25 protein-coding genes are annotated in these 26,852 nt (G+C 58.9%); 14 read left to right on the forward strand and 11 right to left on the reverse strand.

Annotated features, from left to right (window positions below; genetic code table 11):
• The 7 genes from folK to dksA all read right to left on the reverse strand — a co-directional run bounded on the left by folK (position 1) and on the right by dksA (position 8,645).
• Positions 1–498 carry a 2-amino-4-hydroxy-6-hydroxymethyldihydropteridine diphosphokinase gene (gene folK / locus HCF10_RS22995; protein WP_131699414.1) on the reverse strand — a complete coding sequence of 166 codons (498 nt, stop codon included), beginning with the start codon at positions 496–498 and terminating at the stop codon, positions 1–3.
• 2 nt (positions 499–500) lie between these two features.
• Positions 501–1,904, reverse strand: a complete 1,404-nt coding sequence (locus HCF10_RS23000) for a polynucleotide adenylyltransferase PcnB (protein WP_131699415.1) — start codon at positions 1,902–1,904, stop codon at positions 501–503.
• Between the two features lie 696 nt (positions 1,905–2,600).
• Positions 2,601–4,040, reverse strand: a complete 1,440-nt coding sequence (locus tag HCF10_RS23005) for a sigma-54-dependent transcriptional regulator (RefSeq protein ID WP_131699416.1) — start codon at positions 4,038–4,040, stop codon at positions 2,601–2,603.
• 22 nt (positions 4,041–4,062) lie between these two features.
• Complete coding sequence (locus HCF10_RS23010; protein WP_167656473.1) at positions 4,063–7,017, reverse strand: sensor histidine kinase; 2,955 nt, start codon at positions 7,015–7,017, stop codon at positions 4,063–4,065.
• Complete coding sequence (locus HCF10_RS23015; protein WP_003176118.1) at positions 7,001–7,177, reverse strand: hypothetical protein; 177 nt, start codon at positions 7,175–7,177, stop codon at positions 7,001–7,003. Before HCF10_RS23015 ends, HCF10_RS23010 begins: the two co-directional genes overlap by 17 nt.
• A 62-nt stretch (positions 7,178–7,239) precedes the next feature.
• A complete protein-coding gene (gene gluQRS / locus HCF10_RS23020; RefSeq protein ID WP_167656474.1) occupies positions 7,240–8,127 on the reverse strand; it encodes a tRNA glutamyl-Q(34) synthetase GluQRS in 888 nt (295 codons plus the stop codon).
• An 83-nt stretch (positions 8,128–8,210) separates the two neighbouring features.
• Entirely contained in the window at positions 8,211–8,645 is a 435-nt protein-coding gene (gene dksA, locus HCF10_RS23025) for an RNA polymerase-binding protein DksA (RefSeq protein WP_005791430.1), read from the reverse strand.
• A gap of 320 nt (positions 8,646–8,965) precedes the next feature.
• Between dksA and HCF10_RS23030 the strand changes: the two genes are divergently transcribed.
• Together HCF10_RS23030 and sfsA are read left to right on the forward strand one after the other, a co-directional pair.
• A complete protein-coding gene (locus HCF10_RS23030; RefSeq protein WP_167656475.1) occupies positions 8,966–10,138 on the forward strand; it encodes a pyridoxal phosphate-dependent aminotransferase in 1,173 nt (390 codons plus the stop codon).
• On the forward strand, positions 10,138–10,848 hold the full coding sequence (gene sfsA / locus HCF10_RS23035) for a DNA/RNA nuclease SfsA (protein WP_167656476.1): 711 nt from the start codon (positions 10,138–10,140) through the stop codon (positions 10,846–10,848). Before HCF10_RS23030 ends, sfsA begins: the two co-directional genes overlap by 1 nt.
• Here the strand turns inward: sfsA and HCF10_RS23040 are convergent.
• On the reverse strand, positions 10,845–11,162 hold the full coding sequence (locus HCF10_RS23040; RefSeq protein ID WP_131699421.1) for a Rieske (2Fe-2S) protein: 318 nt from the start codon (positions 11,160–11,162) through the stop codon (positions 10,845–10,847). The two genes, sfsA and HCF10_RS23040, sit on opposite strands and share 4 nt — an antisense overlap.
• A gap of 156 nt (positions 11,163–11,318) precedes the next feature.
• Here HCF10_RS23040 and HCF10_RS23045 point away from each other — a divergent pair, with 156 nt between their 5' ends.
• From HCF10_RS23045 to HCF10_RS23055, 3 genes are read left to right on the forward strand one after another with little or no spacing between them, the layout of a single operon-like run.
• Positions 11,319–12,197, forward strand: a complete 879-nt coding sequence (locus HCF10_RS23045; protein ID WP_167656477.1) for a heme/hemin ABC transporter substrate-binding protein — start codon at positions 11,319–11,321, stop codon at positions 12,195–12,197.
• A gap of 50 nt (positions 12,198–12,247) precedes the next feature.
• Complete coding sequence (locus HCF10_RS23050; RefSeq protein WP_167656483.1) at positions 12,248–13,231, forward strand: FecCD family ABC transporter permease; 984 nt, start codon at positions 12,248–12,250, stop codon at positions 13,229–13,231.
• Positions 13,231–13,998: a heme ABC transporter ATP-binding protein gene (locus tag HCF10_RS23055; RefSeq protein ID WP_167656478.1), complete on the forward strand. Its 768-nt coding sequence runs from the start codon at positions 13,231–13,233 to the stop codon at positions 13,996–13,998. Before HCF10_RS23050 ends, HCF10_RS23055 begins: the two co-directional genes overlap by 1 nt.
• A 245-nt stretch (positions 13,999–14,243) precedes the next feature.
• Here HCF10_RS23055 and HCF10_RS23060 read toward each other — a convergent pair whose 3' ends face one another.
• The 3 genes from HCF10_RS23060 to HCF10_RS23070 form a co-directional block, all read right to left on the reverse strand.
• Positions 14,244–14,516 carry a TfoX/Sxy family protein gene (locus tag HCF10_RS23060; RefSeq protein ID WP_105698742.1) on the reverse strand — a complete coding sequence of 91 codons (273 nt, stop codon included), beginning with the start codon at positions 14,514–14,516 and terminating at the stop codon, positions 14,244–14,246.
• Positions 14,517–14,718: 202 nt separating this feature from the next.
• Positions 14,719–15,063, reverse strand: coding sequence for a pentapeptide repeat-containing protein (locus HCF10_RS23065; RefSeq protein ID WP_131699425.1), 345 nt, complete (start codon positions 15,061–15,063; stop codon positions 14,719–14,721).
• 92 nt (positions 15,064–15,155) lie between these two features.
• Entirely contained in the window at positions 15,156–16,712 is a 1,557-nt protein-coding gene (locus HCF10_RS23070) for an AAA family ATPase (protein ID WP_167656479.1), read from the reverse strand.
• A gap of 118 nt (positions 16,713–16,830) precedes the next feature.
• Here HCF10_RS23070 and mrcB point away from each other — a divergent pair, with 118 nt between their 5' ends.
• From mrcB to msrQ, 9 genes are all read left to right on the forward strand, one after another.
• A complete protein-coding gene (gene mrcB, locus HCF10_RS23075; RefSeq protein WP_145336537.1) occupies positions 16,831–19,155 on the forward strand; it encodes a penicillin-binding protein 1B in 2,325 nt (774 codons plus the stop codon).
• A gap of 16 nt (positions 19,156–19,171) precedes the next feature.
• Positions 19,172–19,906 (forward strand): tetratricopeptide repeat protein, encoded by a 735-nt coding sequence (locus tag HCF10_RS23080; RefSeq protein ID WP_131699428.1) that lies wholly within the window; start codon positions 19,172–19,174, stop codon positions 19,904–19,906.
• Positions 19,906–20,235: a YqcC family protein gene (locus tag HCF10_RS23085; protein ID WP_131699429.1), complete on the forward strand. Its 330-nt coding sequence runs from the start codon at positions 19,906–19,908 to the stop codon at positions 20,233–20,235. Before HCF10_RS23080 ends, HCF10_RS23085 begins: the two co-directional genes overlap by 1 nt.
• Before the next feature lie 431 nt (positions 20,236–20,666).
• Entirely contained in the window at positions 20,667–22,391 is a 1,725-nt protein-coding gene (locus HCF10_RS23090) for an acetolactate synthase 3 large subunit (protein WP_065925350.1), read from the forward strand.
• A gap of 2 nt (positions 22,392–22,393) precedes the next feature.
• Entirely contained in the window at positions 22,394–22,885 is a 492-nt protein-coding gene (ilvN, locus tag HCF10_RS23095) for an acetolactate synthase small subunit (protein WP_003176102.1), read from the forward strand.
• Between the two features lie 47 nt (positions 22,886–22,932).
• Positions 22,933–23,949, forward strand: coding sequence for a ketol-acid reductoisomerase (gene ilvC, locus HCF10_RS23100; protein ID WP_003176099.1), 1,017 nt, complete (start codon positions 22,933–22,935; stop codon positions 23,947–23,949).
• A gap of 145 nt (positions 23,950–24,094) precedes the next feature.
• Positions 24,095–24,952, forward strand: coding sequence for a CDP-diacylglycerol--serine O-phosphatidyltransferase (gene pssA, locus HCF10_RS23105; RefSeq protein WP_053137711.1), 858 nt, complete (start codon positions 24,095–24,097; stop codon positions 24,950–24,952).
• Positions 24,953–25,015: 63 nt separating this feature from the next.
• Entirely contained in the window at positions 25,016–26,029 is a 1,014-nt protein-coding gene (msrP, locus tag HCF10_RS23110) for a protein-methionine-sulfoxide reductase catalytic subunit MsrP (protein ID WP_131699430.1), read from the forward strand.
• Positions 26,029–26,649 carry a protein-methionine-sulfoxide reductase heme-binding subunit MsrQ gene (gene msrQ / locus HCF10_RS23115; RefSeq protein ID WP_145336532.1) on the forward strand — a complete coding sequence of 207 codons (621 nt, stop codon included), beginning with the start codon at positions 26,029–26,031 and terminating at the stop codon, positions 26,647–26,649. The genes msrP and msrQ overlap by 1 nt, the downstream gene beginning before the upstream one ends.
• The last annotated feature ends 203 nt before the right edge of the window (positions 26,650–26,852 follow it).

Here is a 26,852-nt window from a genome sequence, read left to right on the forward strand (position 1 = left end):
TTACTGACGCGATTCAGCAACAGGGAGCCGTTCCAGGCCGACAAACGGGCAGGCTTCAAGCAGGGCGCTGAGGCGTTTGCCATCCGGCAACTGCAATGCGGCAGGCGCCAGCTCGGCCAGTGGATACAGCACAAACGCACGCAGGTGCATCTGGTAGTGAGGCACCTTCAGGCGCGGCTCGTCGATCAGGCGATCGCCAAACAGCAGAATGTCCAGGTCAAGGGTGCGAGGGCCCCAACGTTCCAGGCGCTCGCGGCCTTGGTCGTTTTCGATGGCTTGCAGCGCATCCAGCAACTCAAGTGGCGCAAGGCTGCTGTCCAGGGCGGCAACCGCATTGGTGTAGCGCGGTTGGCCCGGGAGCAGGGAATCACTTTGGTAAAAGGCGGACACACCCGCGACGCAGGTGTCTGGCAATTGCGCCAGCGCTTCGATAGCGCTGCGCAATTGCTGGTCCGGGGCCGCCAGGTTGCTCCCCATGCCGATGTAGATGCGTTCCACGTTTATTCGCCCGCAGCGCCAGAGGCATCCGCCGCACTGCGTTTGCGCTTGGTGCCGCTGCGACGACGCTTTTTCGGACCAGCCCCTTCGCCGTCACCCTTGCTGCCGAGGTCGCGAATCATGTCGCGGCGTTGGCTGTCATTGGCATCCTGATAGTCGGTCCACCATTCGCCCAGGCCGTCGGTCTGCTCACCGGCGCTTTCGCGCAGCAGCAGGAAGTCGTAACCGGCGCGGAAGCGTGGGTTGTCCAGCAGCAGGTCGGCGCGCTTGCCGCTGCGGCGGGGCAGGCGTTCCTGCATGTCCCAGATCTCGCGGATCGGCAGGGTGAAACGTTTCGGGATAGCGATGCGCTGGCACTGTTCGGCGATCAGCTCGTGAGCGGCTTCCTGCATGGCCGGGATAGGCGGCATGCCACGGTCCTGCAGGCGCAGTACGCGTTTGGGCAGGGCCGGCCACAACAGGGCGGCAAACAGGAATGCCGGTGTTACCGGTTTGTTCTGCTTGATGCGCAGGTCGGTGTTGATCAGCGCTTCGCTGATCAACGTGTGGGTATAGGTTGGGTTGTGTTCCAGTGCTTCGGCACTGGCCGGGAACAGTGGGTCGAACAACTGCAGGTCGACCAGCATTTCGAACGTGTCGGCGGCGTAGCCCGAGAGGAACAGCTTGAGCACTTCTTCGAACAGACGCGCGGATGGGATTTCCCGCAGCATCGGTGCCAGCTCGCGTATCGGTGCGGCGGTGTGTTTCTCGATACCGAAGTTGAGCTTGGCGGCGAAGCGCACGGCTCGCAGCATGCGCACCGGATCTTCCTGATAGCGCTGCGTCGGGTCGCCGATCAGGCGGATCAGGTTATTGCGGATGTCGTGTACGCCATTGGCGTAATCGAGGATGCGTTCGCTGACCGGATCGTAATAGAGGGCATTGATGGTGAAGTCGCGGCGCTGCGCGTCCTCTTCCAGGGTGCCGTAGACGTTGTCGCGCAGGATGCGCCCGCTCTCGTTGCGGGAAGACTGATTGGTGTCTTCCTCTTCATCGTTTTGCGGATGGCCGGCACGGAAGGTCGCGACCTCGATGATTTCGCGACCAAAGTGGATGTGCACCAGCTTGAAGCGGCGGCCGATGATTCGCGCATTGCGAAACTCGGCACGCACTTGCTCAGGCGTGGCGCTGGTGGCGACGTCGAAATCCTTGGGCGTGATATTGAGCAGCATGTCGCGTACACAACCACCTACCAGGTAGGCCTGGTAACCGGCGTTCTGCAACCGTTCGACGATATTCACCGCATAACGGCTGAATTGAGCGCGCTGCAACGAATGCTGGCTGCTGTTGAGCACTTCAGGCGTGCTGCGTTTGTGTTGCGTACGACGCAAGGGAGAACGGAATGACTGGAACAACTTCTTCAGCATGGGATGCACTGTTTGAAGGAATGTTCGGCCATAACGAAGAATGACCGCATGATGGGCGGGGATTCTAGCATTTAGTCAGGGGATGGTGTAGGAACAAGCTTCGGCGTTGCACCATAAGCCTTAAATCGTCAAATCCTGGAAACTACAAGGGGAGCCGAAGCTCCCCCAGAAGTAGTTGCATGCTCTATTTTTATTATTGGTTTCGGGCTTCTTGTTTTTGTTGATCGCCCTCGCCATGAAGCTTCACCTTCATGACACTCCCAATCGGGAGTTAAGAGCAAACGGATTGCTTTGGTCGCTGTGTTGCTGATCTACGATCCAACCAGTTCAGGCTCTGCCTTAGGGCAGTTTTTGTTGTTCTCGGCCTGGTTGCGGGGCAAGCCCCAAATGCAACGCCTCTCCAAAAGAATCAGTTAGCTGCGCCTCCGCCGTGTTGTTTTTGTTATGCGTGAGTCGATTCGTTTTATTTTTATTGTCTTGTACAAAGCTTGTTATTGTTTTTGTACTAAGCATATAGCAGGGTGCGTGCCAACTTTTGCTCCGCCCAGTAAAACCGGGGGTTTGAGGTGGTTTTGGGTTTTTGACGGGCGAAAAAAAGCCGGGGCTTCGTTACCGTAAGCCCCGGCTTTTGTTACGCGAAATATCCGCGGTAACAGTTTTTTCACATCTGAGGGTGTTACCTCTGGGGGCCCGCCCTCAGCTTTCGCTGGCAACCCCGGTCTTGCGCCGTGGAATGCCCAGGCGCTGGCGGCGTTCCCACAGGCACTTACGGCTCACGCCCAGCTTGCGGGCCAGCTCGGTCTCGGTCATGTGGTCCTGATGCTCAAGGACGAAATGCTGGAAGTAGTCTTCCAGTGACAAATCTTCCGTCGGCTCATGGCTGGTATTGCTACCGCCGCCCGGTGTCGGGGCCAGGCCGATGAAGTCGTCATCCTCCAAGTCGCTGAGTTCGATATCGATACCCAGCAGTTCGGCAGAAATTTCCGGGCTCTCCGACAGGATCACCGCACGTTCGACCGCATTCTCCAGTTCTCGCACGTTACCCGGCCACGAGTAATGCCGAATCGCCTGCTCGGCGTCGGGCGCGAACGTCAGGTCGGTACGGTTGATACGTGCACTCTGGCGCAGCAGGAATGCGTTGGCGATCTCATTCACGTCGGCGCCGCGCTCACGCAGGGCCGGCAGCTTGAGGGCAATTACGTGCAGGCGGTAATACAAGTCTTCACGGAACTGGCCGATCTTGGCCAGGCTCTTGAGGTCGCGGTGGGTTGCCGCGATCAAGCGCACGTCAACCTTCTGCGATTGGACTGAACCCACACGGCGAATTTCGCCTTCCTGGAGCACGCGCAGCAATCGTGCCTGTGCTTCCAGTGGGAGTTCGCCGATCTCATCAAGAAACAGCGTACCGCCGTCCGCCGCTTCCACCAGGCCCGCACGCCCGGCACTGGCGCCGGTAAACGCGCCTTTCTCGTGGCCGAACAATTCGGACTCAATCAGGGATTCGGGGATCGCTGCGCAGTTCACCGAAATCATCGGTGCCTTGGCGCGCTTGGACAAATTGTGCAGGGCGCGGGCCACCAGTTCTTTACCGGTGCCTGACTCGCCCTGGATCAATACATTGGAGTCGGTCGGCGCGACTTTACGGATCTTGCTGTACAAATCCTGCATTGGCGGGCAGGAGCCGATGATGCCGATCTCGCCGTTACTGTTGTCGACACCCGGTTTGTCGGCGCCGTTGGTCGCTTTGCCGGCGGGACGTTGTTCGGCCTGCACGCTGATGGCTGACTGGCGATCACGCAGGATGCGGGCCACGGCCTGGAGCATTTCATCGTGGTCGAAAGGCTTGGCGATGTAGTCCACCGCGCCCATCTTCATGGAGTCCACCGCCGAGCGCAGGCTGGCGTAGCTGGTCATGATCAGCACCGGAGTGCCCTGGCCAAGCTTGATCAACTCGGTGCCCGGCGCGCCAGGCAGGCGCAGGTCGCTGACAATCAGGTCGAACGTGGGGATGCTGAAACGCTCTTGTGCTTCCTGCACCGAGCCGGCTTCGCTGACCTGGTACTGATTACGTTCAAGCAGGCGACGCAAGGCAGAGCGGATAATGGTTTCGTCTTCGACGATCAAAATGTGCGGCATTGATTCAATTCTCTCGACGGTCTCAGTTCACAGCGGACGTCGCTTCGACATGACGCGGCAGGGTCACCCGAATACGGGTGCCGCGTTGGCTTTCGGTGTCAGCCGGGCTGTCGATGGTGATTTGTCCATAATGCTCTTCAACGATGGAATAGACCAGTGCAAGGCCCAGACCGGTGCCTTCACCTGGGTCCTTGGTGGTGAAAAAGGGTTCGAACAATCGGTCCATGATGTTCTGTGGGATGCCGCTGCCTTCATCTTCGACGATCAGATCGACGGTATGCTCGAAAGCCTCGGTCTTGACGCGTACTGCGCCACCGGCCGGGGTTGCATCGCGGGCGTTGGACAGCAGGTTGATCAGCACTTGGGCCAGGCGTTGTGAGTCGCCGTCGACCCAATGGTCGGGGTCGCACAAGTTGAAGAACTGTACTTCGAAATTGCGCCGGTTCAAGGCGAGCAGCCCAATGGCATCCTGGGCCACTTCGGCCAGGCACACGGCCTCATCCAGATTCTGATGGCCGCCGGCATGGGCAAAGCTCATCAGCGACTGCACGATGCGCGAGACGCGCTTGGTCTGTTCGAGGATCTGCCCGCTGATTTCGATGATTTCGCCGTCCTCCTCCCGCTCTTCCCGCAGGTTCTGCGCAAGGCACGCGATACCGGTGATCGGGTTGCCGATTTCGTGGGCCACGCCCGCTGCAAGGCGACCAATGCTGGCCAGGCGCTCGGAGTGCACCAGCTTGTCTTCGAGCATCTGGGTTTCAGTCAGGTCTTCGACCAGCAGCACCAGGCCGCTGTTACCGGGTGCCAGCGGTTCATCGATCGCGGCTTTGTGCAGGTTGAGCCAGCGCGTCTGGCCGTCGAGGGCCAGGTGTTGCTTGTGCAAATGCTCGTCGGGCAAATTGATAAAACCTTGTAGCAGTTCTTTCCACGGATCGCCCAGGGTATTCAGGCGCGAGCCCACCACCCGTTGCGCGGCGATGCCGGTGAGTTCTTCCATGGCCTTGTTCCACATCAGGATTTCCTGATCCTTGGCCAGGGAACACACGCCCATCGGCAGTTCCTGCAGGGTCTGGCGATGGTAACGGCGCAGGGCGTCGAGTTCGGCCGCCAGGCCGGTGAGGCGTGAGTGGTAATCCTCCAGCCGGCTTTCGATGAAATGGATGTCCTCGGTGACGTAGTTTTCGCCGCCGGCCTTGTACGGCAGGAAGGTTTCCACCATGTCCTGGGACACGCTGGGGCCCATCAGGCCGGACAGGTTGGCTTCGATGCGGTCGCGCAGGCGGCGCAGAGCGTAGGGGCGGCGCTCGTCGAAGGGCAGGTACAGATCGCGCAGCGCCTGCTCGACTTCCTTCTGAGCCGCCTTGGCGCCGAGGGGCTTGGCCAGTTGTGTGGCGAATTCCTGGGGTGAGGCCGCGTGCAGTTCGCGGCGTTGCGGTCGACGCACGTTATCCACCGCGCACGCCTCGGCGGCGCTGGTCTCTTCCGCGCTGGCATTGGTGAACAGTGAGATCAGGGTGAACATCAGAACGTTGGCGGCCAGCGAGGCAATCGCGGCCATGTGCCAACTGGTGTCGTCCAGCACATAGATCATGTTCAGCAGCGGAATATAGAAACCCTGCAGGTTGCCGACCAACGGCAGCAGCATCGTGACGATCCATACCAGGATCCCGGCCAGCAGCCCGGCGATAAACCCGCGGCGATTGGCGGTCGGCCAGTACAGCACCGACAACACTCCCGGCAGGAATTGCAAGGTGGCGACAAAGGCGACGATGCCCAGGTTGGCCAGGTCTTGCCCGGCGCCGAGCAGCAGGTAGAACCCGTAGCCGGCGGTGATGATCGCGACGATCAATGCGCGTCGCGTCCATTTCAGCCAGCGGTAGATATTGCCTTCGGCGGGCGGCTGGTACAGCGGTAGCACCAGGTGATTGAGGGCCATGCCCGAAAGGGCCAGCGTCGTGACGATAATCAGCCCGCTGGCAGCAGATAAGCCGCCGACGTAAGCCAGCAGCGCCAACGCTGGGCTATTGGCGGCGATACCGATACCCAGGGTGAAATACTCGGGATTGGTGGTAGCCCCCAGTTTCAGGCCGGCCCACAGGATCAGCGGCACCGCGAGGCTCATCAGCAGCAGGAACAACGGCAAGCCCCAACTGGCGCTGACCAGCGAGCGCGGGTTGAGGTTCTCGGTGAAGGTCATGTGGTACATGTGCGGCATTACGATCGCCGAGGCGAAGAACACCAGCAACAGCGTGCGCCATGGGCCTTCCTGCAACGGGGTGTGCAGGGCGGCGAGTGCGGTCTGGTTTTGCAGCAGCCACAGTTCCAGCTGTTGCGGGCCGTCGAACACGCCATAGAGCGCGTAGAGGCCAACGCCGCCGATGGCGATCAGCTTGATCACCGACTCGAACGCAATCGCAAATACCAGCCCTTCGTGTTTCTCGCGGGTGGCGATATGGCGTGACCCGAAGAAGATCGTGAACAGTGAGATCAGCGCGCAGAAGGCCAGGGCGACGCGGTGTTGCACGGGCTCGCGGGTCAGGATGCTGATGGAGTCGGCCACTGCCTGGATTTGCAGGGCCAGCAGGGGCAGCACGCCGATCAGCATGAAAATGGTGGTCAGTGCGCCGGCCCAGGTGCTGCGAAAGCGAAAGGCAAACAGGTCGGCCAGGGACGACAGTTGGTAGGTGCGGGTGATTTTCAGGATCGGATACAGCAATACCGGCGCCAGCAGAAAGGCGCCGGACACGCCAAGGTAGCTGGAGAGGAAGCCATAACCATACTGGTAGGCCAGGCCCACCGTGCCATAAAACGCCCAGGCACTGGCGTAGACGCCCAAGGACAAGGTGTAGGTCAACGGATGGCGAATGATCGCCCGCGGAATCATTCCGCGCTCACTGATCCAGGCAACGCCGAACAGTGCAGCCAGGTAGGCAGCGCTGATCAGCAGCATCTGGGTGAGGCTAAAGCTCATCGGCATCTTTTTGGCTCTGCAGGATGAAGGTCACGACGATCAGGATCAGCCACAGCAGATAGGGGCGATACCAGGCGCCCGTGGCGTCGATCCACCAATCCATGATGGCGGGGGAAAACAGGTAGATCCCGACGACCAGCAGCAGGACCAATCGATAGATGTACATGTTGGCCTCTGATTAAAAAACTGCGGCGATGGTAACGGATGGCTGGCAGGCTGCAAGCGCCTTCAGCTTAATTGCGCTTCGGCCAGCGTCAGTGCGCGCGGGATCTTGCTGGCCTCCCAGTGCACAATGCCCCAATCCAGCAACTCCCGCGGGCTGGCATGAAGCAGTTCGTCGCCAGGCTGCTGGCCAAGGGCGCGCAGGGCTCTCAATAGCAACGGCGTGGCCTGGTCGGGATTCAGCGGCGGGGAGCGATAGGATTTGCCCAGCTTGTTACCGTCCGGCTGGACGATCAACGGTACGTGCAGGTAGCGCGGTTGGCGCAGGCCCAGCAATTCCTGCAGGTACAGCTGGCGTGGCGTGGAGTCGAGCAGGTCGGCGCCGCGCACGATATCGGTAACCCCTTGCCAGGCATCGTCGAGCACCACGGCCAGTTGGTAGGCGTAGAGGCCATCGCGGCGACGGATGACGAAGTCGCCGACATCACGGCCCAGGTGTTGCCGGAATTCTCCTTGTACACGGTCAGTAAAGTGGTACTCCAACTCGGGGACACGCAGGCGGATGGCGGCATCCTGCTGGTCGTGGCCGGCATTTCGGCACAGGCCTGGGTAAATCCCGTCGTAGGGCTCCAGTTGTTTACGTGAACAGGTGCAGGCGTAGGCCAGGCCGTGGTTGAACATATCGTTCAGTACTTTGGCGTAGGCGTCATGCCGCTCGCTTTGTCGGACCAGTTCGCCATCCCACTCAAAACCGTAGCTCTCCAGGGCATGCAGGATTGCCGCCTGGGCGCCGGGCTCTTCGCGGGGAGGGTCAAGGTCTTCCATGCGCATCAGCCAGCGGCCATGGTTGGCGCGGGCGTCGAGGTAGGAGGCGAGGGCGGCGACCAGGGAACCGAAGTGCAGGTGGCCGCTGGGCGTGGGGGCGAAACGCCCGATATAGGTAGAGGCAGTCATGGGCCGGATACTACTGGAAAATCGGCAAATCCCAGAAACAAAAATGGGGCGTTTGCACGCCCCATTCGTTCAGCTCGGCAGGATTACTTGCCGACCTGTTTTTCCTTGATTTCAGCCAAGGTCTTGCAGTCTACGCAGAGGTCCGCGGTTGGGCGGGCTTCCAGGCGACGGATACCAATCTCGACACCACAGGATTCGCACCAGCCGTATTCTTCGTCTTCGATCAGTTGCAGCGTCTTGTCGATTTTCTTGATCAGTTTGCGCTCGCGATCACGGGCGCGCAGTTCGAGGGCGAATTCCTCTTCCTGGCTGGCACGGTCTGCCGGGTCAGGGAAGTTGGCGGCTTCATCCTTCATATGGTCAACCGTGCGGTCGACTTCCTGCATCAAGTCCTGCTTCCACTGCTTCAGGATTTTGGAGAAGTGCTCGCGCATGGGCTTGCCCATGTATTCCTCACCCTTCGATTCAACGTAGGGTTGGAAGCCGCTGATGCTCTGTTGCTTTGCTTGGGTGGACATGAATAGACCGCCTCTCACTCTTCTAATCCATTGCGCAGGATTGCAACGTCACCGACACCTGCCGGCCCTGCGGCTGCAAGCGGGCGAACTTACCAGATAGATTCAGGGCGCGCCACTCCCGGTTGTCGAGGCCCGTCACGCAGGGGTTGCAAACTGCAGCAGCCCGCTGTGGCTGGGTATGCATCGTCTCGAATGTTGATTTTAGTCGTTTTGCAAGCGCTCGCCGGGTTCATCTTGGACGGCCAGGCAGGCAATAGAGCATGTTTTACCGCGAGGGTTCGGTAGAATCCTGATTTTGTCCTCACCGTTAAGGAAGGCTAATGGCTCAGCCCTACAGTGCGCGCAGTCGCGCCATCGAACCTTTTCATGTCATGGCGTTGCTGGCGCGAGCCAATGAGCTGCAAGCATCAGGCCATGATGTGATCCACCTGGAGATCGGCGAGCCTGATTTCACCACCGCCGAGCCGATCATCCAGGCCGGCCAGGCGGCGTTGGCCAATGGCAAGACCCGTTATACCGCGGCCCGTGGCCTGCCGGAATTGCGTGAAGCCATCAGTGGTTTCTACCAGCAGCGCTACGGTTTGAACGTGGACCCCGAGCGTATTCTGATAACGCCTGGTGGCTCTGGCGCCTTGTTGTTGGCCAGCAGCCTGCTGGTGGATCCAGGCAAGCATTGGCTGCTGGCAGACCCAGGTTACCCGTGTAACCGGCACTTCCTGCGACTGGTGGAAGGCGCCGCGCAACTGGTGCCGGTAGGCCCTGAGGTGCGTTATCAACTGACCGCTGACCTGGTGGCCAAACACTGGGATCAGGACAGCGTGGGCGCATTGGTTGCCTCCCCGGCGAATCCCACCGGCACGATCCTTGCGCGCGATGAATTAGCCGGGCTTTCCGATGCAATCAAGGTGCGTAACGGCCATCTGGTGGTGGACGAGATCTATCACGGCCTGACCTACGGCACTGACGCCGCCAGCGTGCTGGAGGTCGACGATGAGGCCTTCGTCCTAAATAGTTTTTCGAAGTATTTCGGCATGACCGGCTGGCGCTTGGGTTGGCTGGTCGCGCCGCCCGCTGCAGTCGGCGAACTCGAGAAGCTGGCGCAAAACCTCTATATCAGCGCGCCCAGCATGGCCCAGTATGCAGCGCTCGCCTGCTTTACCCCGCAAACCCTGAGCATTCTGGAGGAGCGCCGTGCCGAATTTGGCCGTCGTCGCGACTTCCTGCTGCCCGCCTTGCGCGAGTTGGGTTTCGGGATTGCCGTAGAGCCGGAAGGGGCGTTCTATTTGTATGCCGATATCAGTGCGTTCGGCGGAGATGCCTTCGCGTTTTGTCGTCATTTCCTTGAAACCGAGCATGTCGCATTTACACCCGGTCTGGATTTTGGTCGCTATCAAGCAGGCCATCATGTGCGCTTTGCCTACACGCAAAACCTTGAGCGACTCCAGGAGGCGGTGGAACGAATCCAGCGTGGCCTAAGGAGCTGGCAAGGCTGATGCGCTTTCATCCTCCCCTCGAAGAAGGCCGACTGATTCGCCGCTATAAGCGCTTTCTCACCGATATCGAAACAGTTACCGGCGAGTTGTTGACTATTCACTGCCCAAACACCGGTACGATGCTCAACTGCATGGTGGAAGGCGGGCAGGTCTGGTTCAGTCGTTCCAATGATCCCAAGCGCAAGTTGCCCGGCACCTGGGAAATTGCCGAAACGCCCCAGGGCCGCTTGGCGTGCGTTAACACGGCACGCGCCAATCAGTTGGTCGAGGAGGCTTTACGCGCTGGCGTGATCACGGAACTCAACGGTTTCACCGCGTTGAAGCGTGAAGTGCCCTACGGCCAGGAAAAAAGCCGTATCGACTTTCGCCTGGAATATCCGGACGGCGCGGCTTATGTGGAAGTCAAAAGCGTCACGCTGGGGTTTGATGGCACGAGGGTTGCCGCCTTCCCCGATGCCGTGACCCAGCGTGGCGCCAAGCACCTGCGAGAGCTGGCGCATCTGGCGCGTGAAGGGGTGCGGGCAGTGCAGTTGTATTGCGTCAACCTCTCCGGGATTGACGCAGTGCGCCCGGCGCTGGAAATCGATGCCGCCTATGGTGCGGCCTTGCGCGAGGCTAAAGCTGCCGGGGTGGAAGTGTTGGCATATGGGGTGTGCGTGACGTCCCAGGAGATTTGCGTGGATCGTCGGTTAGACGTGCTGCTCGGCTAGAGATCCACCCACAGGCCCTGCTCGTCCTCGCGACCGTGCAGGGCCTTGAGGCTTTTACCTGCGCATGGTCCGGCAATGCACTCGCCGCTTTCGATCAGGAACAGCGCGCCGTGGGTGGCGCATTGGATCAGGCTGGCGCTGTCGTCAAGGAACTGGTCGGGCTGCCATTCCAGTGGGATGCCGCGATGTGGGCAGCGGTTGATATAGAAGTAGGCGATGCCGTCCCGGCGTACCGCCAGCAGCGGCGTGCCATCAATCGTAAAACCGAGGCTGCTGTTGGGCGCGAGCGTGTCCGAGGGGCAGAGAAACTTCATTTCAATCCTTAAGTGCCTTGACGTTCAAATGCAAACAATTATCAAATGCCGGCTTCGCCCGTTAGCTGACTGGGTGCTCAGTTCGATGCCCGGCAGGGGTTATCTGTCACATCGACGGGTGCTCGAAAGGCCCTGCCCTTGGAAGGAAACCCTGTTATGCGCCTGAGTACCAGCGCTATTGCGCTTGTTGTCGGACTGCTGGTCAACCCTGGGGCGCAAGCCTCTGAACTGCCACAACGCTGGGTGAGTGCCGGTGGGGCGCTGTCGGAATGGGTCACGGCGTTGGGCGGTGAGCCGAAGTTGGTTGGCGTGGACACCACCAGCCAGCATCCTGAATCGCTCAAGGCGTTGCCCAGTATCGGCTATCAGCGGCAATTGTCGGCCGAAGGCATTCTCAGCCTTCGTCCACAGGTGCTGGTGGGTACTGAAGAGATGGGGCCGCCGCCGGTGCTGGCGCAGATTCGCAGTGCAGGTGTCCAGGTCGAAATGTTCTCGGCGCAGCCGGATTTGCCGACCTTGAAGGGTAATCTTCAGCACTTGGGTAAGTTGCTGGGAGATGAGGCTAAGGCCAGTGAATTGTTTACCGGATATGAACAGGCGCTTGATCAGCAGAAAAGCTGGGTGGCCAAGGCACGGGCCTCGCAGAAGGCACCTGGCGTGTTGCTGCTGATCGGTCATGCTGGCGGCAAGCCGCTGATTGCCGGTAAGGACACGGCGGGCGATTGGATGTTGCAGCAGGCCGGCGGGCGTAACCTGGCCACACACAGCGGTTACAAGCCGTTTTCGGTGGAGTCGTTGGCGGGGTTGAGCCCGGATGTGCTGGTATTTGCCGACCGCGCCCTGACGGGGGACGCGGCGCGCGCGGCGTTGTTCAAGGAGAATCCGATCCTGGCTTCGACGCCGGCGGCCAAGCGTGGCCGCGTTTTCGAGCTTGACCCGACCCTGTTGGTTGGTGGGCTCGGGCCGCGTCTGCCGCAAAGTCTTGTGAAGCTCTCGGCCGGCTTTTATCCGTCACAGACTAAACCCGGCCCATGACCACTTTGGTTAAACCGAAAACGCTGTTCATCGGCCTGGCGCTGTTATGTCTGTTGGCTACCTGGCTCTCGTTGGCACTGGGGCCGGTGAGCTTGCCGCTGCTGGATACGCTCAAGGCGGCATTGCGCTTGATGGGCGTGCCGATAGAAGCGCAAGGCCTGGAACAGGCTGAGTTGATCCTGGGGCAGATTCGTTTGCCGCGTACGTTGCTCGGTTTGGCGGTTGGCGGCGTATTGGCATTGTCGGGCGTGGCCATGCAAGGGTTGTTTCGTAACCCGTTGGCCGATCCGGGGTTGGTCGGGGTTTCCAGCGGGGCGGCACTGGGGGCGGCAATCGCCATTGTCGGGGGGGCGTTTTTCGGTGGGTTACCGGATGCCTTCGGGCCTTATCTGCTATCGCTATGCGCGTTTCTGGGCGGGCTGGGCGTGACCGCGCTGGTCTATCGACTGGGGCGGCGTAACGGTCAGACCAATGTGGCTACGATGCTGCTCGCCGGTATCGCCCTTACTGCGTTGGCAAGCTCGGCGGTGGGCCTGTTCACCTACCTGGCGGACGACGCCACCCTGCGTACCCTAACGTTCTGGAACCTTGGCAGTCTCAACGGCGCGAGCTATTCGCGGTTATGGCCTTTATTGCTGGTCAGTGTCGGTGTGGCGCTCTGGCTGCCGCGCCGGGCCAAGGCGCTGAATGCGCTGTTGCTCGGCGAATCGGAGGCCAGTCACCTGGGTATTGATGTTGAAGGGCTCAAGCGCGAGTTGGTGTTCTGTACTGCATTAGGGGTAGGCGCTGCGGTGGCTGCGGCGGGCATGATCGGTTTTGTCGGGCTGGTGGTGCCGCATCTGGTCAGGTTGCTGGCCGGGCCAGATCACCGCGTGCTGTTGCCGGCTTCGATATTGGCGGGCGCGAGTTTGTTGCTGTTTGCCGATTTGGTCGCGCGACTGGCCCTGGCGCCGGCTGAACTGCCGATTGGTATCGTGACTGCATTTATTGGTGCGCCATTTTTTCTTTACCTGTTGTTGCGGGGGCGTGCCTGATGCTGCGTGTTGAAGACCTGCAGATCCGGCGTGGCCACAAGGTCGTGCTGGCGGATGTCACTCTGGATCTGCTACCGGGTGAAGTGCTCGGTGTGCTGGGCCCCAATGGCGCGGGTAAGAGTACGTTGCTGGGGGCGTTGTGCGGTGAGTTACACCCCGATCAGGGCAGGGTGTGGCTGGGTCAGCAGGCGTTGAAAGACTGGAGCGGACCGCAGCGCGCGCAGCGGCTGGCGGTGTTGCCACAAACCTCGACCCTGGACTTCGCGTTCCGTGTCGAAGAGGTGGTCGGCATGGGCCGTTTGCCCCATCAGACGGGGCGTGTGCGCGATGATGAAATTATCCACGCAGCCTTGCAGGCGGCGGATGTCGCACACTTGAATGGTCGCAGTTACTTGGCTCTTTCGGGCGGCGAGCGTCAACGTGTGCACTTGGCGCGGGTGCTGGCGCAACTATGGCCGGGTGAGGCGGGGCAGACATTACTGCTGGATGAGCCGACATCGATGCTGGATCCACTGCATCAACACACGACCCTGCAAGCGATTCGCACCTTTGCCGATCGTGGTGCGGCGGTGCTGGTGATCCTCCATGACCTGAACCTGGCAGCGCGCTACTGTGATCGCATTTTGCTGTTGGAGCAGGGGCGTCCCCACGCGCTGGATACACCGGCGCAGGTGCTGCGGCCCGAGCCACTTAAAGCCGTATTTGGCTTGGAAGTATTGGTACAGCCGCACCCGGAGCGTGGACATCCGTTAATCATTGCACGCTGAGGCGTGCTTTTTCACAGGCAAAAAAAGACCCGGCAAAAGCCGGGTCAAATAACCGTGATTAGCCTGATGAGGAGATAATCTGAGAGTCCGAACCAATGGTCTTTCAGTTATCGGCTGATCTCGCGACCAGTTGTGATAATCATAACGATTCTCATTTGAGAGTCAACAATTGTTTTTGAATGATCTTCTGTTTTTCTCAAACGTCCGTTTGAAGTGTGCATAACCATTGGGTCTTGCAGGACGATCTAGTTTTTCTGACGCGCTGAAATAGCATCCAGCTGGCGGTTCAACGCTTCCTTACGCTCGACCGGGATGTCGTTCCAGTGCACGTCCATCAGTGCCCCTTCGATCGCATAAAGCAAAACTTTTGATGCGCGGAACCCACGAGTCCTTACGGCTCGATAGGCATCGACCGCTCCCAGGCGACGCAAGTCGGATGCACTGTGGATGCCCACCGCATGCAGCCACTGCGCTGACGTCTTGCCAAGGTTTTTCAGGTGTTGCAGCTCATCGTTCATCAAGCCTCCTTGCGACGGCCGAATGGTGCGGTGGGTATCGTAACCAGGCAAGCCTGAACAGGAGTGTAGCGCTCAGTAGGAAAAGCGTGGTTCTTTGGTCCGAAACGGCCCAAAAGCTTATAAGAATGGCGCGGGAATTTTGACGGCGGGCAGGAGGGAAGTGCCCGCTACGCATTGCGCGTAGTCGGGCTTGAGTTGAGTGTTACTTGGTGCGGTAGCGCAGGCGCGTGCCGAAATTGACCGACATGAGAATCTCATCGGCAGTCAATTCAGGCGGGAAGTAGGTGCCCGAAATCTGCGCATGGGCGAGGCTGGCGCCTTCCAGGGAGCAGTTGCGCAAATCCAGGCCGCGCAAGTCGGTGGAGCGGAAATACGCGTCGGTGAAATCTACACCGGCCGCGTTCAGGTCGCGCAAGTCCAGACCACGGAAGTCGCCGCCGCGCATGTCGATAATGCCGTCTGCTGGGCGTGCCTGATTGAAACCACGAATATCGTCTTTATGCAGGAGTGCGTAGAGCGGTGTATCTAGAAGCTTGGGCTGACTCATGAAAACGACTCCTGTTGGATTTATGACGCCATTATAGTGCCACTATTTCTTGGGCGTGCGTCCAAGTAGACGACACGACCAAGAAATTTTTCTTACAGGCCTGGCAGGCGCTGGCGAATTTGTGCGACTAGCGCATCGAGGGTTCCGCTTTGATTGGTCTCGACGCGTTTACTCAGTAACAGTTCTTCGGCGGTCAGTGGGTCACGGTTGGCCTGCTGTTCTTCTATAACGACCAGCGTAGCGTCGGACGGATCGTTTTTGTCGGCCTGACGTTGCGCCAACCAACTGGTGATAACGGCTTGTGGCGCGTTGCAGTCCAGGATCAGGAACGGCGCGCCCGTAGCTTCGGCCACCTTGGCTGCTGCGTCGCGTTGTTCGCGTTTGAGGAAGGTGGCATCCAGTACTACGGGGAAGCCGGCACGCAGCACGGTATCCGCGATGTCATTCAAGCGAGCGTAGGTCCTGGCGCTGGCGTCGGACGCATAGATGCCGGCCTGTGGCGTGTTTTCGACCTGCTGCTCGCCGAACATGCGCTTGCGCTCCACGTCCGAGCGCAGGCGTACAGCGCCCAATGCTTCCACCAGGCGCATGGCAACGTGGCTTTTGCCGACTGCCGAGACACCGTGGGTAATTGCCAGGAAACGCGATGGAATGGTGCTGTAGCTTTCCGCCAGGTTGGCGTAGTTGCGGTATTGGCGCAGGGTCGTGGCGCGTTGCACCGGGCTTGCCTCGCTCGGCATGCTGAACAGCGCCACCTTGGCACGTACCAGGGCGCGGTAGGCTTTATAGAAGTTCAGCACTTCAAGGCCCTGATAGTCACCGGTCAGCTCCAGGTACTGGCTGATAAAGCGGCGGGCCAGGGACTTGAGGCCGCGGTCTTCCAGGTCCATGGCCAGGAAAGCGGTGTCGGCGTACACATCGGTGAAGCGAAACGGCTCGTTGAACTCAATGCAGTCGAAGATCACTACCTTGCCGTCAATCAAAGTGGCGTTACCGAGGTGGATGTCACCGTGGCACTCGCGGGTGAAACCGTCGAGCTTGCGCTGTGCCAGCAGCGGTTTCAGGCGCTCGAAACTGCTTTCGGCCCAGGCTTGCAGGGCTTCCAGTTGAATCAGGTCGGCCTTGTCGCTGAGGAATGGACGGATCTGGTCGAAGTTCTGCCGTACCGGCGCCATCACTTCATCGGGGGTGCCAGCTGCGTGGTCTTGCGGCACTTTTGGTGCGGTGAGGTGAAAGTGCGCGATCTGCGTTGCCATTTCATCGATGTGCGTGGCGGTCAGTTCGCCATTGGCTTGCAGGGTGCTGAGCAGTTGGCTTTGCGGGAACTGACGCATCTTCAGTGCGTATTCGATCACCGGGCCGTCGCCACCCAATTGCGGGGCGTCGGCAGTGCCGGTAATCGGCAACACTTCCAGATACAGATCCGTTGTCAGGCGCTGGTTGAGGCGCAGTTCTTCGTTGCAAAAGTGCCCGCGTTTGTCCAGGTCGGTGAAGTCCAGAAACCCGAAGTTCATCGGTTTCTTCAATTTATAGGCGTAGGGGCCGGTCAGGATGACCCATGAAATATGCGTTTCGATGACCTGGAACGCTTCAACCGGATGAGGGTACAAAGCCGGGTTTTGCAGGGCTGCGATCAGTGACTGGCTCACGGGCGATCCTTCAGAGTCGGGGGGAAATCATGGCGCGCATTATGGCTGCTACGGGCGGTCATGCAAACCGCTGTCCGGCTCATGTTGATCATCAATAAAGTGCGTATAATCCGCCGCCATGACTCGATCCCGATCTCCCCGTTCCCGTAAAAAACCTCCCTCCCGCGGCCTGCGACCGTGGCTTGGCTGGGCGCTCAAGCTCGGCCTGGTAGGCCTTGTGGTGCTCGCTGGCTTTGCGGTGTACCTCGACGCTGTGGTCCAGGAGAAATTCTCCGGCAAGCGCTGGACTATCCCGGCCAAGGTGTATGCACGCCCGTTGGAACTGTTCACCGGCCAGAAGCTGAGCAAGGATGACTTCCTCACCGAACTCGACGCCCTGGGCTATCGACGCGAACCCGTGAGCAATGGTCCGGGGGCGGCTGCGGTCAGCGGTAACACCGTCGACCTCAATACTCGCGGCTTTCAGTTCTATGAAGGCCTGGAGAAAGCCCAGCCAGTGCGCGTGCGCTTTTCCGGCGACTACGTCGCCGAACTGTCCTCCCTCAACGGCTCGAAGTTGCCGGTGGTACGCCTTGAACCGCTGATGATCGGCGGGATTTACCCGAAGAATCTTGAAGATCGCATCCTGATCAAGCTTGATCAGGTGCCGCCGTATCTACTGGAAACGTTGGTGGCTGTAGAGGATCGTGACTTTTATAGTCACTGGGGCGTTTCGCCGAAGTCGATTGCCCGTGCCATCTGGGTGAATACTTCCGGCGGCAAGATGACCCAGGGCGGCAGCACGCTGACCCAGCAGTTGGTGAAGAACTTCTACCTGACCAACGAGCGCAGCCTGACCCGTAAGCTCACCGAAGCCATGATGGCGATGCTGCTTGAGCTGCACTACAGCAAGCAGGAGATCCTTGAGGCATACCTCAACGAGGTATTCGTCGGCCAGGATGGGCAACGCGCCGTGCACGGTTTCGGTTTGGCCAGCCAGTTCTTCTTCGGCCAACCGCTGTCCGAGTTGAAGTTGCATCAAGTCGCCTTGTTGGTAGGCATGGTCAAGGGGCCTTCCTATTACAACCCGCGTCGCAATCCGGAGCGTGCGCTGGAGCGCCGTAACCTGGTGCTCGATGTGCTTGAACAGCAAGGCGTTGCCACGGCGGAACAAGTTGCCGCGGCGAAGAAAATGCCACTGGGTGTGACAACCCGCGGGAAGTTGGCGGACAGTTCGTTCCCAGGCTTTATCGATCTGGTAAAACGCCAGTTGCGTGAAGACTACCGCGACGAAGACTTGACCGAAGAAGGCCTTCGGATCTTCACCAGCTTCGACCCGATTCTGCAGATGAAGGCAGAAGCATCGGTCAACGACACCTTCAAGCGCCTGACGGGCCGTAAGGGCGCCGATGAAGTAGAAGCCGCAATGGTGGTGACCAACCCGGAAACCGGTGAAGTCCAGGCCATGATCGGCAGTCGCCAGGCCAGCTTTGCCGGTTTCAATCGCGCACTGGATGCCGTGCGGCCGATCGGCTCGCTGGTCAAGCCGGCGGTCTACCTGACGGCGCTGGAAAAGCCGAGCAAATACACCCTCACCAGTTGGCTGTCGGATGACCCGCTGTCGGTCAAAGGGGGCGACGGCCAGGTTTGGACGCCGCAGAACTTTGATCGCCGCTCCCACGGCACGGTGTTCCTGTATCAGGGCTTGGCGCACTCCTACAACATTTCCACGTCTCGGCTCGGCTTGGAGGTTGGCGTGCCGAATGTCCTCAAGACACTGGCTCGTCTGGGCATCACCCGCGAATTCCCGGCCTTCCCATCGATCCTGCTCGGCGCCGGCGCCATGACGCCGATCGAAGTGGCGACGATGTACCAGACCCTCGCCAACGGTGGCTTCAATACGCCGATGCGCGGGATCCGCAGTGTACTGACAGCCGAGGGTGAGCCGCTCAAGCGCTATCCGTTCCAGATTCAGCAGCGTTTCGATGCGGGCTCCATCTATCTGATCCAGAACGCCATGCAGCGCGTGATGCGTGAAGGTACCGGTAGCTCGGTCTATAAGGTTTTGCCTTCCAACCTGACACTGGCGGGTAAGACCGGTACCAGTAACGACTCGCGTGACAGCTGGTTCGCAGGTTTCGGCCAGGATGTGCTCGCAGTGGTGTGGCTGGGTCGTGACGACAACGGCAAGACGCCGTTCACCGGTGCCACCGGCGCATTGCAGGTCTGGACCAGTTTCATGCGCAAGGCCGACCCGCTGCCGTTGAACATGCCGCAGCCGGATAACATCGTGCAGGCCTGGATTGATCCGCATACCGGCCAGGGCTCCGATGCCAACTGTCCGGGCGCGGTGCAGATGCCGTATATTCGCGGCAGCGAACCACCACCCGGTGCTGCGTGCGGTGGCGGTGCCCCTGCAGATGCGGAATCGGTGATGGATTGGGTCAAGGGCTGGATGAATTAAGCAAAGAGGGTTTCAAGTGAACAAGTGGTGGATTCCAGCTATTACAGCTCTGGCTTTGCTCGGCGGTTGCTCCAGCGTGCAGCGCGGCTCTATTCCGGTTGTGGATTCGAGCACAGCTGTCTCCAATAATGACCGGATCTCGGCCAATGGCGGTTTCCGCCAAACCGTGACCAACCGTCCGGCCCAGGCCAGGCCTCAGGCCGTGCCACAGGACTCGGGTGTGGTAGTGATGGTGCCGGGCGGCGGTGCTGCTACCGCGGCGCCAATCAGTGCCGAGCCTTGGACGCCTGGGCCAAGCACCTCCGGGCCGATCGATTCCGCGCCAATGCAGACCGCGCCGATCAACCAGGGCACCTACAACATGCCGTCGACGCCGAGTGGCATTCCATCGTCCTCCAGCGCTGGCGGCTTGTCAGCCGACGAACAATTGGATGGTCCGGTGCTGGCGTTGCTGACCACTGCCCAGCAACAGCAGGCGGGTGGTGACTTGAATGGTGCGTCCTCCAGCCTTGAGCGTGCGCAACGCGTTGCTCCGCGCGAGCCGCAAGTGCTGTATCGCCTTGCCCAGGTACGCATGGCACAGGGCGATGCGCCGCAGGCCGAACAATTCGCTCGTCGTGGTCTCACGCTGGCCAGCGGTCGTCCCGACCTGCAAGCCAGCTTGTGGGCTTTGATCGGCGATGCGCGTGCCGCACAAGGTGACGCTGCCGGCGCTGCCCAGGCTCGGCAAAAAGCCAAGGTCAACCTCTGATGGATGCACGGTTTCCCGCGATTGCCGAACAGTTATTGCTGATTGAGCGCGAATTACGCGTGCAGGGCTGGTGGGATGAAGTGTCCCCCAGCGCCGAGGCGCTCGGCAGCGTCGAGCCGTTTGCGGTAGACACACTGGACTTCCACCAGTGGTTGCAATGGATCTTCCTGGTGCGCATGAAACAGATCCTAGAACAGGACCTGCCGCTGCCGAATGCTTCAGGCATTCTCGAAATGGCCGAGATGGTTTATGCCGATCGGCCGCGAGAAAGCCTGGGCTTGCGTAATGCGCTGAAAAAGTTCGATCAACTGATCGTCGACGCTCGTTAATTGCCTGGCTGCCGGTTTTTCCGGCAGTCTTGCGCACATTTCTACCGCTTGACGACATTCAGGCGAGTTTTATCCCTCCTCAAAGCCCTTTCTTCTACGTTCTCATGCGCTTAGTTGGAAAAAAGCGCAATTATTGCTTGACTTGAGAGGCCTGAAACAGAAGAATCCAAAGTCCGCTGTATCGGGACTGCCAGAAGCAGGCCCGCTCAGCAGATCATGAGGCGCACATCCGCGCCGACCTGTTACACCCGCAACGCGTTACCTCGCGCTGGGTGGGAAAAGCCCGCAACACTTGGGACGATCCCAATACTTGCTCAGTCAGTGCTGACGTAGTCGGCGACCACCGTCGCTCATGCTCTGTTGAGAAGTAAACCTATTAAGACCCGTCGGTTTTTAACGGACGGTATTCTGGCGTTTTAGAGGTGAACAACGTGGAGCTTTTATCTGGCGGTGAGATGCTCGTCCGCTTTTTGCGTGACGAAGGCGTCGACTATATCTACGGGTACCCAGGTGGTGCTCTGCTGCATGTTTACGACGCGCTGTTCAAGGAACCAGCTGTTACCCACATCCTGGTTCGCCACGAACAAGCCGCGACCCATATGGCTGACGGTTATGCCCGTGCCACCGGTAAAGCCGGTGTGGTACTGGTAACGTCCGGCCCAGGCGCAACCAATGCCATTACTGGCATCGCGACTGCTTATATGGACTCCATCCCGATGGTGATCATTTCCGGCCAGGTGCCAAGCACCATGGTGGGGACCGATGCGTTCCAGGAAACCGACATGATCGGTATCTCCAGGCCGATCGTGAAACACAGCTTCATGATCAAGCATGCGTCGGAAATCCCGGACGTCATGAAAAAGGCCTTCTACCTCGCACAGTCCGGTCGCCCGGGTCCTGTCGTGGTCGATATCCCGAAAGACATGACCAACCCGGCTGAGAAATTCGAATACGTTTTCCCGAAGAAAGCCAAGCTGCGCTCTTACAGCCCGGCCGTTCGCGGGCACTCGGGGCAAATCCGCAAGGCGGCAGAGATGCTCCTGGCGGCCAAGCGTCCAGTGCTGTACTCGGGTGGTGGCGTGATCCTGGGTGGCGGTTCTGCACCGCTGACCGAGCTGGCCAAACTGCTCAACCTGCCGGTAACCAACACCCTGATGGGCCTTGGCGCCTTCCCGGGTACGGACCGTCAGTTCGTGGGTATGCTGGGCATGCATGGCAGCTACACCGCCAACCTGACCATGCACCACGCCGACGTGATCCTGGCAGTGGGCGCACGTTTTGATGATCGCGTGATCAATGGCGCGAGCAAATTCTGCCCTAATGCCAAGATCATCCATATCGACATCGACCCGGCGTCCATCTCCAAGACAATCAAGGCCGACGTGCCGATCGTAGGTCCTGTGGAAAGTGTATTGACCGAGATGGTCGCTGCGCTCAAGGACATCGGCGAAACGCCGAACAAGGAATCCGTTGCCAGTTGGTGGAAGCAGATCGACGAATGGCGCGGTGATCGCGGCCTGTTCCCTTACGACAAGGGCGATGGCAGCATCATCAAGCCACAAACCGTGATCGAAACCCTCTGCGAAGTGACCAAGGGCGACGCCTTTGTGACCTCCGATGTCGGCCAGCACCAGATGTTTGCCGCGCAGTACTACAAGTTCGACAAGCCTAACCGCTGGATCAACTCCGGTGGCCTGGGCACGATGGGCTTTGGTTTCCCAGCAGCCATGGGTGTGAAACTGAGTTTCCCGGACTCTGACGTTGCGTGCGTCACCGGGGAAGGCAGCATTCAGATGAACATCCAGGAACTGTCGACGTGCCTGCAGTACGGCCTTCCTGTGAAGATTGTCTGCTTGAACAACGGCGTGCTGGGCATGGTTCGTCAGTGGCAGGACATGAGCTACGGTAGCCGTCACTCCCATTCCTACATGGAATCGTTGCCGGATTTCATCAAGTTGGTTGAAGCCTATGGCCACGTTGGCATTCGCATCACCGATCTGAAAGATCTGAAGCCGAAGATGGAAGAAGCGTTCGCCATGAAGGACCGCCTGGTGTTCCTCGATATTCAGGTCGATACCAGCGAGCACGTCTACCCGATGCAGATCAAAGACGGCTCTATGCGCGATATGTGGCTGAACAAGACGGAGCGTACTTAATCATGCGGCACATTATCTCCCTGCTTCTGGAGAACGAACCCGGCGCTCTGTCTCGTGTTGTCGGCCTGTTTTCGCAACGCAACTACAACATCGAAAGCCTGACCGTGGCGCCGACCGAAGACCCGACTTTGTCGCGCCTGACGTTGACCACCGTGGGCCACGATGAGGTGATCGAGCAGATCACCAAGAACCTCAACAAGCTGATCGAAGTAGTCAAGCTGGTCGACCTGTCGGAGAGTGCCCACATCGAGCGCGAGCTGATGTTGGTTAAAGTCAAGGCCACGGGTGCCCAGCGTGCCGAGATCAAGCGCACTACCGATATTTATCGCGGGCAGATCGTCGATGTGAGCGCCAGCGTTTATACCGTTCAGCTGACCGGTACGAGCGACAAACTGGACAGCTTCATCCAGTCGATCGGGACGGCCTCGATTCTGGAAACGGTACGCAGTGGTGTCACCGGGATTGCCCGTGGCGACAAAGTACTCAGCATCTAACCCAAATTAGCGAATGGCCTTACGGCCTGGATATATAGAGGAACCTCATGAAAGTTTACTACGATAAAGATTGTGACCTGTCGATCATCCAGGGCAAGAAAGTCGCCATCATCGGCTACGGCTCCCAGGGGCACGCGCAAGCTTGCAACCTGAAAGACTCTGGCGTTGACGTAACTGTTGGCCTGCGTAAAGGCTCAGCCACCGTTGCCAAGGCTGAAGCCCACGGCCTGAAAGTGACTGACGTTGCTTCCGCTGTTGCTGCTGCCGACCTGGTCATGATCCTGACCCCTGACGAGTTCCAGTCCGCGCTGTACAAGAACGAAATCGAGCCGAACATCAAGAAGGGAGCCACCCTGGCGTTCTCCCACGGCTTCGCGATCCACTACAACCAGGTTGTGCCGCGCGCTGACCTCGACGTGATCATGATCGCGCCGAAAGCACCGGGCCACACCGTACGTTCCGAGTTCGTCAAAGGCGGCGGTATCCCTGACCTGATCGCGATCTACCAGGATGCTTCGGGCAACGCCAAGAACGTTGCGCTGTCTTACGCTGCTGGCGTAGGTGGCGGTCGTACCGGCATCATCGAAACCACCTTCAAGGACGAGACCGAAACCGACCTGTTCGGCGAGCAAGCCGTTCTGTGCGGCGGTACCGTTGAGCTGGTTAAAGCCGGTTTCGAAACCCTGGTTGAAGCTGGCTACGCGCCGGAAATGGCCTACTTCGAATGCCTGCACGAACTGAAACTGATCGTTGACCTCATGTACGAAGGCGGTATCGCCAACATGAACTACTCGATCTCCAACAACGCCGAATACGGCGAGTACGTGACTGGCCCGGAAGTGATCAACGCCGAGTCCCGCCAGGCTATGCGCAACGCCCTGAAACGTATTCAGGATGGCGAATACGCCAAAATGTTCATCAGCGAAGGTGCTACCGGCTACCCTTCGATGACCGCCAAGCGTCGTAATAACGCCGCTCACGGTATCGAAGTCATCGGTGAGCAACTGCGCTCCATGATGCCGTGGATCGGTGCCAACAAGATCGTCGACAAAGCCAAAAACTAAGTCGTACGTATCAACAGAAAACGCGGCTTAGGCCGCGTTTTTTCGTTTGGGGAGCGGGTTCTGGTATAAAGCTGCATCGTTTGCGGGCGAACAGTCGCCGCAAGTATTGGTCGAATTTTTTTCACACCGTTGCAAGGTAAAGTCCATGAGCGAACGTCCCGAAGAGCCAAACCAGGCTTCTGACGCCGAAAGCCTGCTGCCGATCGATGAGCATGTCGAAGAAGGGCATGACGCTGAAGGCCGCAAGGTCCGGCATCGTGGCATCTATTTGCTGCCCAATCTGTTCACTACGGCAAACTTGTTTGCCGGGTTCTATTCCATCATCAACTCAATGAGTGCCCAAAGCGCCCTGGCGGCCGGTGATGCGGCGAGCGCCAGCAAGTATTTCGGCTTTGCTGCCATCGCAATTTTCGTGGCCATGGTGCTGGATGGCCTTGATGGTCGTGTGGCGCGCATGACCAACACCCAAAGCGCTTTCGGTGCCGAGTATGACTCGCTGTCGGACATGGTTGCCTTTGGTGTTGCGCCTGCACTGCTGGCCTTCGCCTGGGCGCTCGGTGATATGGGTAAGGTTGGCTGGATGGTCGCCTTCATCTATGTCGCGGGTGCAGCGTTGCGTCTGGCTCGCTTCAATACCCAGGTGGGTACTGCTGATAAACGTTACTTCATTGGCCTGGCCAGTCCGGCAGCGGCGGGGGTGGTGGCGGGTATCGTCTGGGCGTTCAGCGACTACGGCATCCAGGGTTCGAAAATGTCGTTCCTGGTGGCGTTGATGGTTGCTGCGGCCGGTATGCTGATGGTGAGCAATATCAAGTACAACAGCTTCAAGGAGCTTGATCTCAAAGGGCGTGTACCTTTCGTGGCGATCCTGGCAGTGGTACTGGTGTTTGCGGTGGTCTTCAGTGACCCTCCTCGGATTCTGCTATTGGCTTTCCTGGTCTACGCCGCTTCGGGGCCGATTCAGTACTTGCTGCATATGCGTCGGGACAAAACGTTGCCTTAATGTAATTTCCCCCATACTCCGCAGTCTATTGGTGCATCAGTTCTCCAATGCTGCGGAGTTGCCATGTTAATCAAATTGCCCAAAGCGTCCGATTGCCAAGAATCGGATGTCACGCCTGAATCCTTCTACCTTTCTCGCCGTAGCTTGCTCGGTGGTGCGCTTGCCGGCATTGCTGCCAGCAGCCTGCCGCGTTGGGCCAGTGCAGAAGAGGCAGCGCGTTATCCCGATGTTGAGTCTGGCAAGGCGCCCAATTGGTTTGCCGAAAAATTGCCGGAAACGAAATGGCAGGCGGTGACGGTCAAGGATGAGTCCATCACCCCGTTCAAGGACGCAACCCACTACAACAACTTCTATGAGTTCGGTACAGACAAGGGCGATCCTGCGAAAAATGCAGGCTCACTCAAGACCGAGCCTTGGAGTGTGGTGATTGATGGTGAGGTCGCAAAGCCGGGGCGTTATGCCCTTGAAGACTTCATGAAGCCCTATCAGCTAGAAGAGCGGATCTACCGTTTGCGCTGTGTCGAGGCGTGGTCGATGGTCATTCCGTGGATGGGTTTTCCGATCTCTGCCTTGCTCAAGCAGGTTGAGCCTACCTCCAAGGCTAAATACATCCGCTTTGAAACCCTCCAGGATGCCAAGAGTATGCCTGGGCAGCGTTCGAGTTTTGGCTTGATCGACTGGCCTTATGTAGAAGGGCTGCGTCTGGATGAGGCGATGAACCCTTTGGCGATTCTTGCCGTTGGCATGTATGGGCGCGAGTTGCCCAATCAGAACGGTGCACCCTTACGTCTGGTCGTGCCTTGGAAGTACGGTTTCAAGAGCGTGAAATCCATCGTGCGTATCAGCCTTGTAAGCGAGCAGCCCAAAACCACTTGGCAGAGTATCGCGGCGGATGAATATGGCTTCTATGCGAATGTGAACCCTACGGTGGATCATCCCCGCTGGACCCAGGCGCGGGAGCGTCGTCTGCCAAGTGGCCTGTTCAGTCCCAATGTGCGTGAGACGCAGATGTTCAATGGCTACTCGGATGAGGTTGCCTCTTTATATACAGGCCTTGATCTGCGGAAGAACTACTGATGCGTTACCCCATCTGGCGCGTTGTCGTTTTTATAGCTGCGGCAGTGTGGCCGTTGTTATGGCTATATGAGGCGTGGAGTTTTGCCTTGGGGCCGGATCCGGGCAAGGTGCTGGTTGACCGGCTTGGCTTGGGCACTTTGATCCTCTTGCTGATTACCCTCGGCATGACGCCGTTGCAGAAACTGAGCGGTTGGGCGGGGTGGATCGCGGTGCGCCGGCAGCTTGGATTGTGGTGCTTTGTTTATGTAGTGCTGCATTTAGTGGCTTACTGTGTGTTTGTCCTGGGACTGGATTGGTCGCAATTGGGTGTGGAGCTGCGTAAGCGGCCCTACATTATTGTGGGGGCGCTAGGGTTCTTGTCTTTGTTGGTGTTGGCGGTCACGTCTAATCGCTATAGCCAGCGCCGACTGGGTAGTCGTTGGAAGAAGCTGCATCGCATGGTGTATGTAATTCTTGGGCTTGGTTTGCTGCATATGTTGTGGATCGTGCGGGCTGATCTGAAGGAATGGGCTATCTATGCTTCTATAGGTGCGCTGCTTCTGGTGTTGCGTGTACCGCCAGTAGCGCGCCGAATCCCCCGACTTATTACTAAAAAAGCGCCCTCTGCAACAAAAGCGTAATTAACGCTTGACCGCAGATCCTGGAAGTCTATAATTCGCCCCACTTCCGGCGCAGTCGAAACGTAAAACTCCTTGGTAAACAAAGAGTTATGCAGGATTAGACGGCGAGTTGCTTCAGTTCATCGAAGCCCAGAAGGAGTTGATAGAGTCTTGTTGTTTGGCGCTATTAACGATTCGATCTTCTCGGTCGAAAGCGGAGAAAA

The organism is Pseudomonas sp. B14(2022) (assembly GCF_012030485.1).
Taxonomy (GTDB): domain Bacteria; phylum Pseudomonadota; class Gammaproteobacteria; order Pseudomonadales; family Pseudomonadaceae; genus Aquipseudomonas.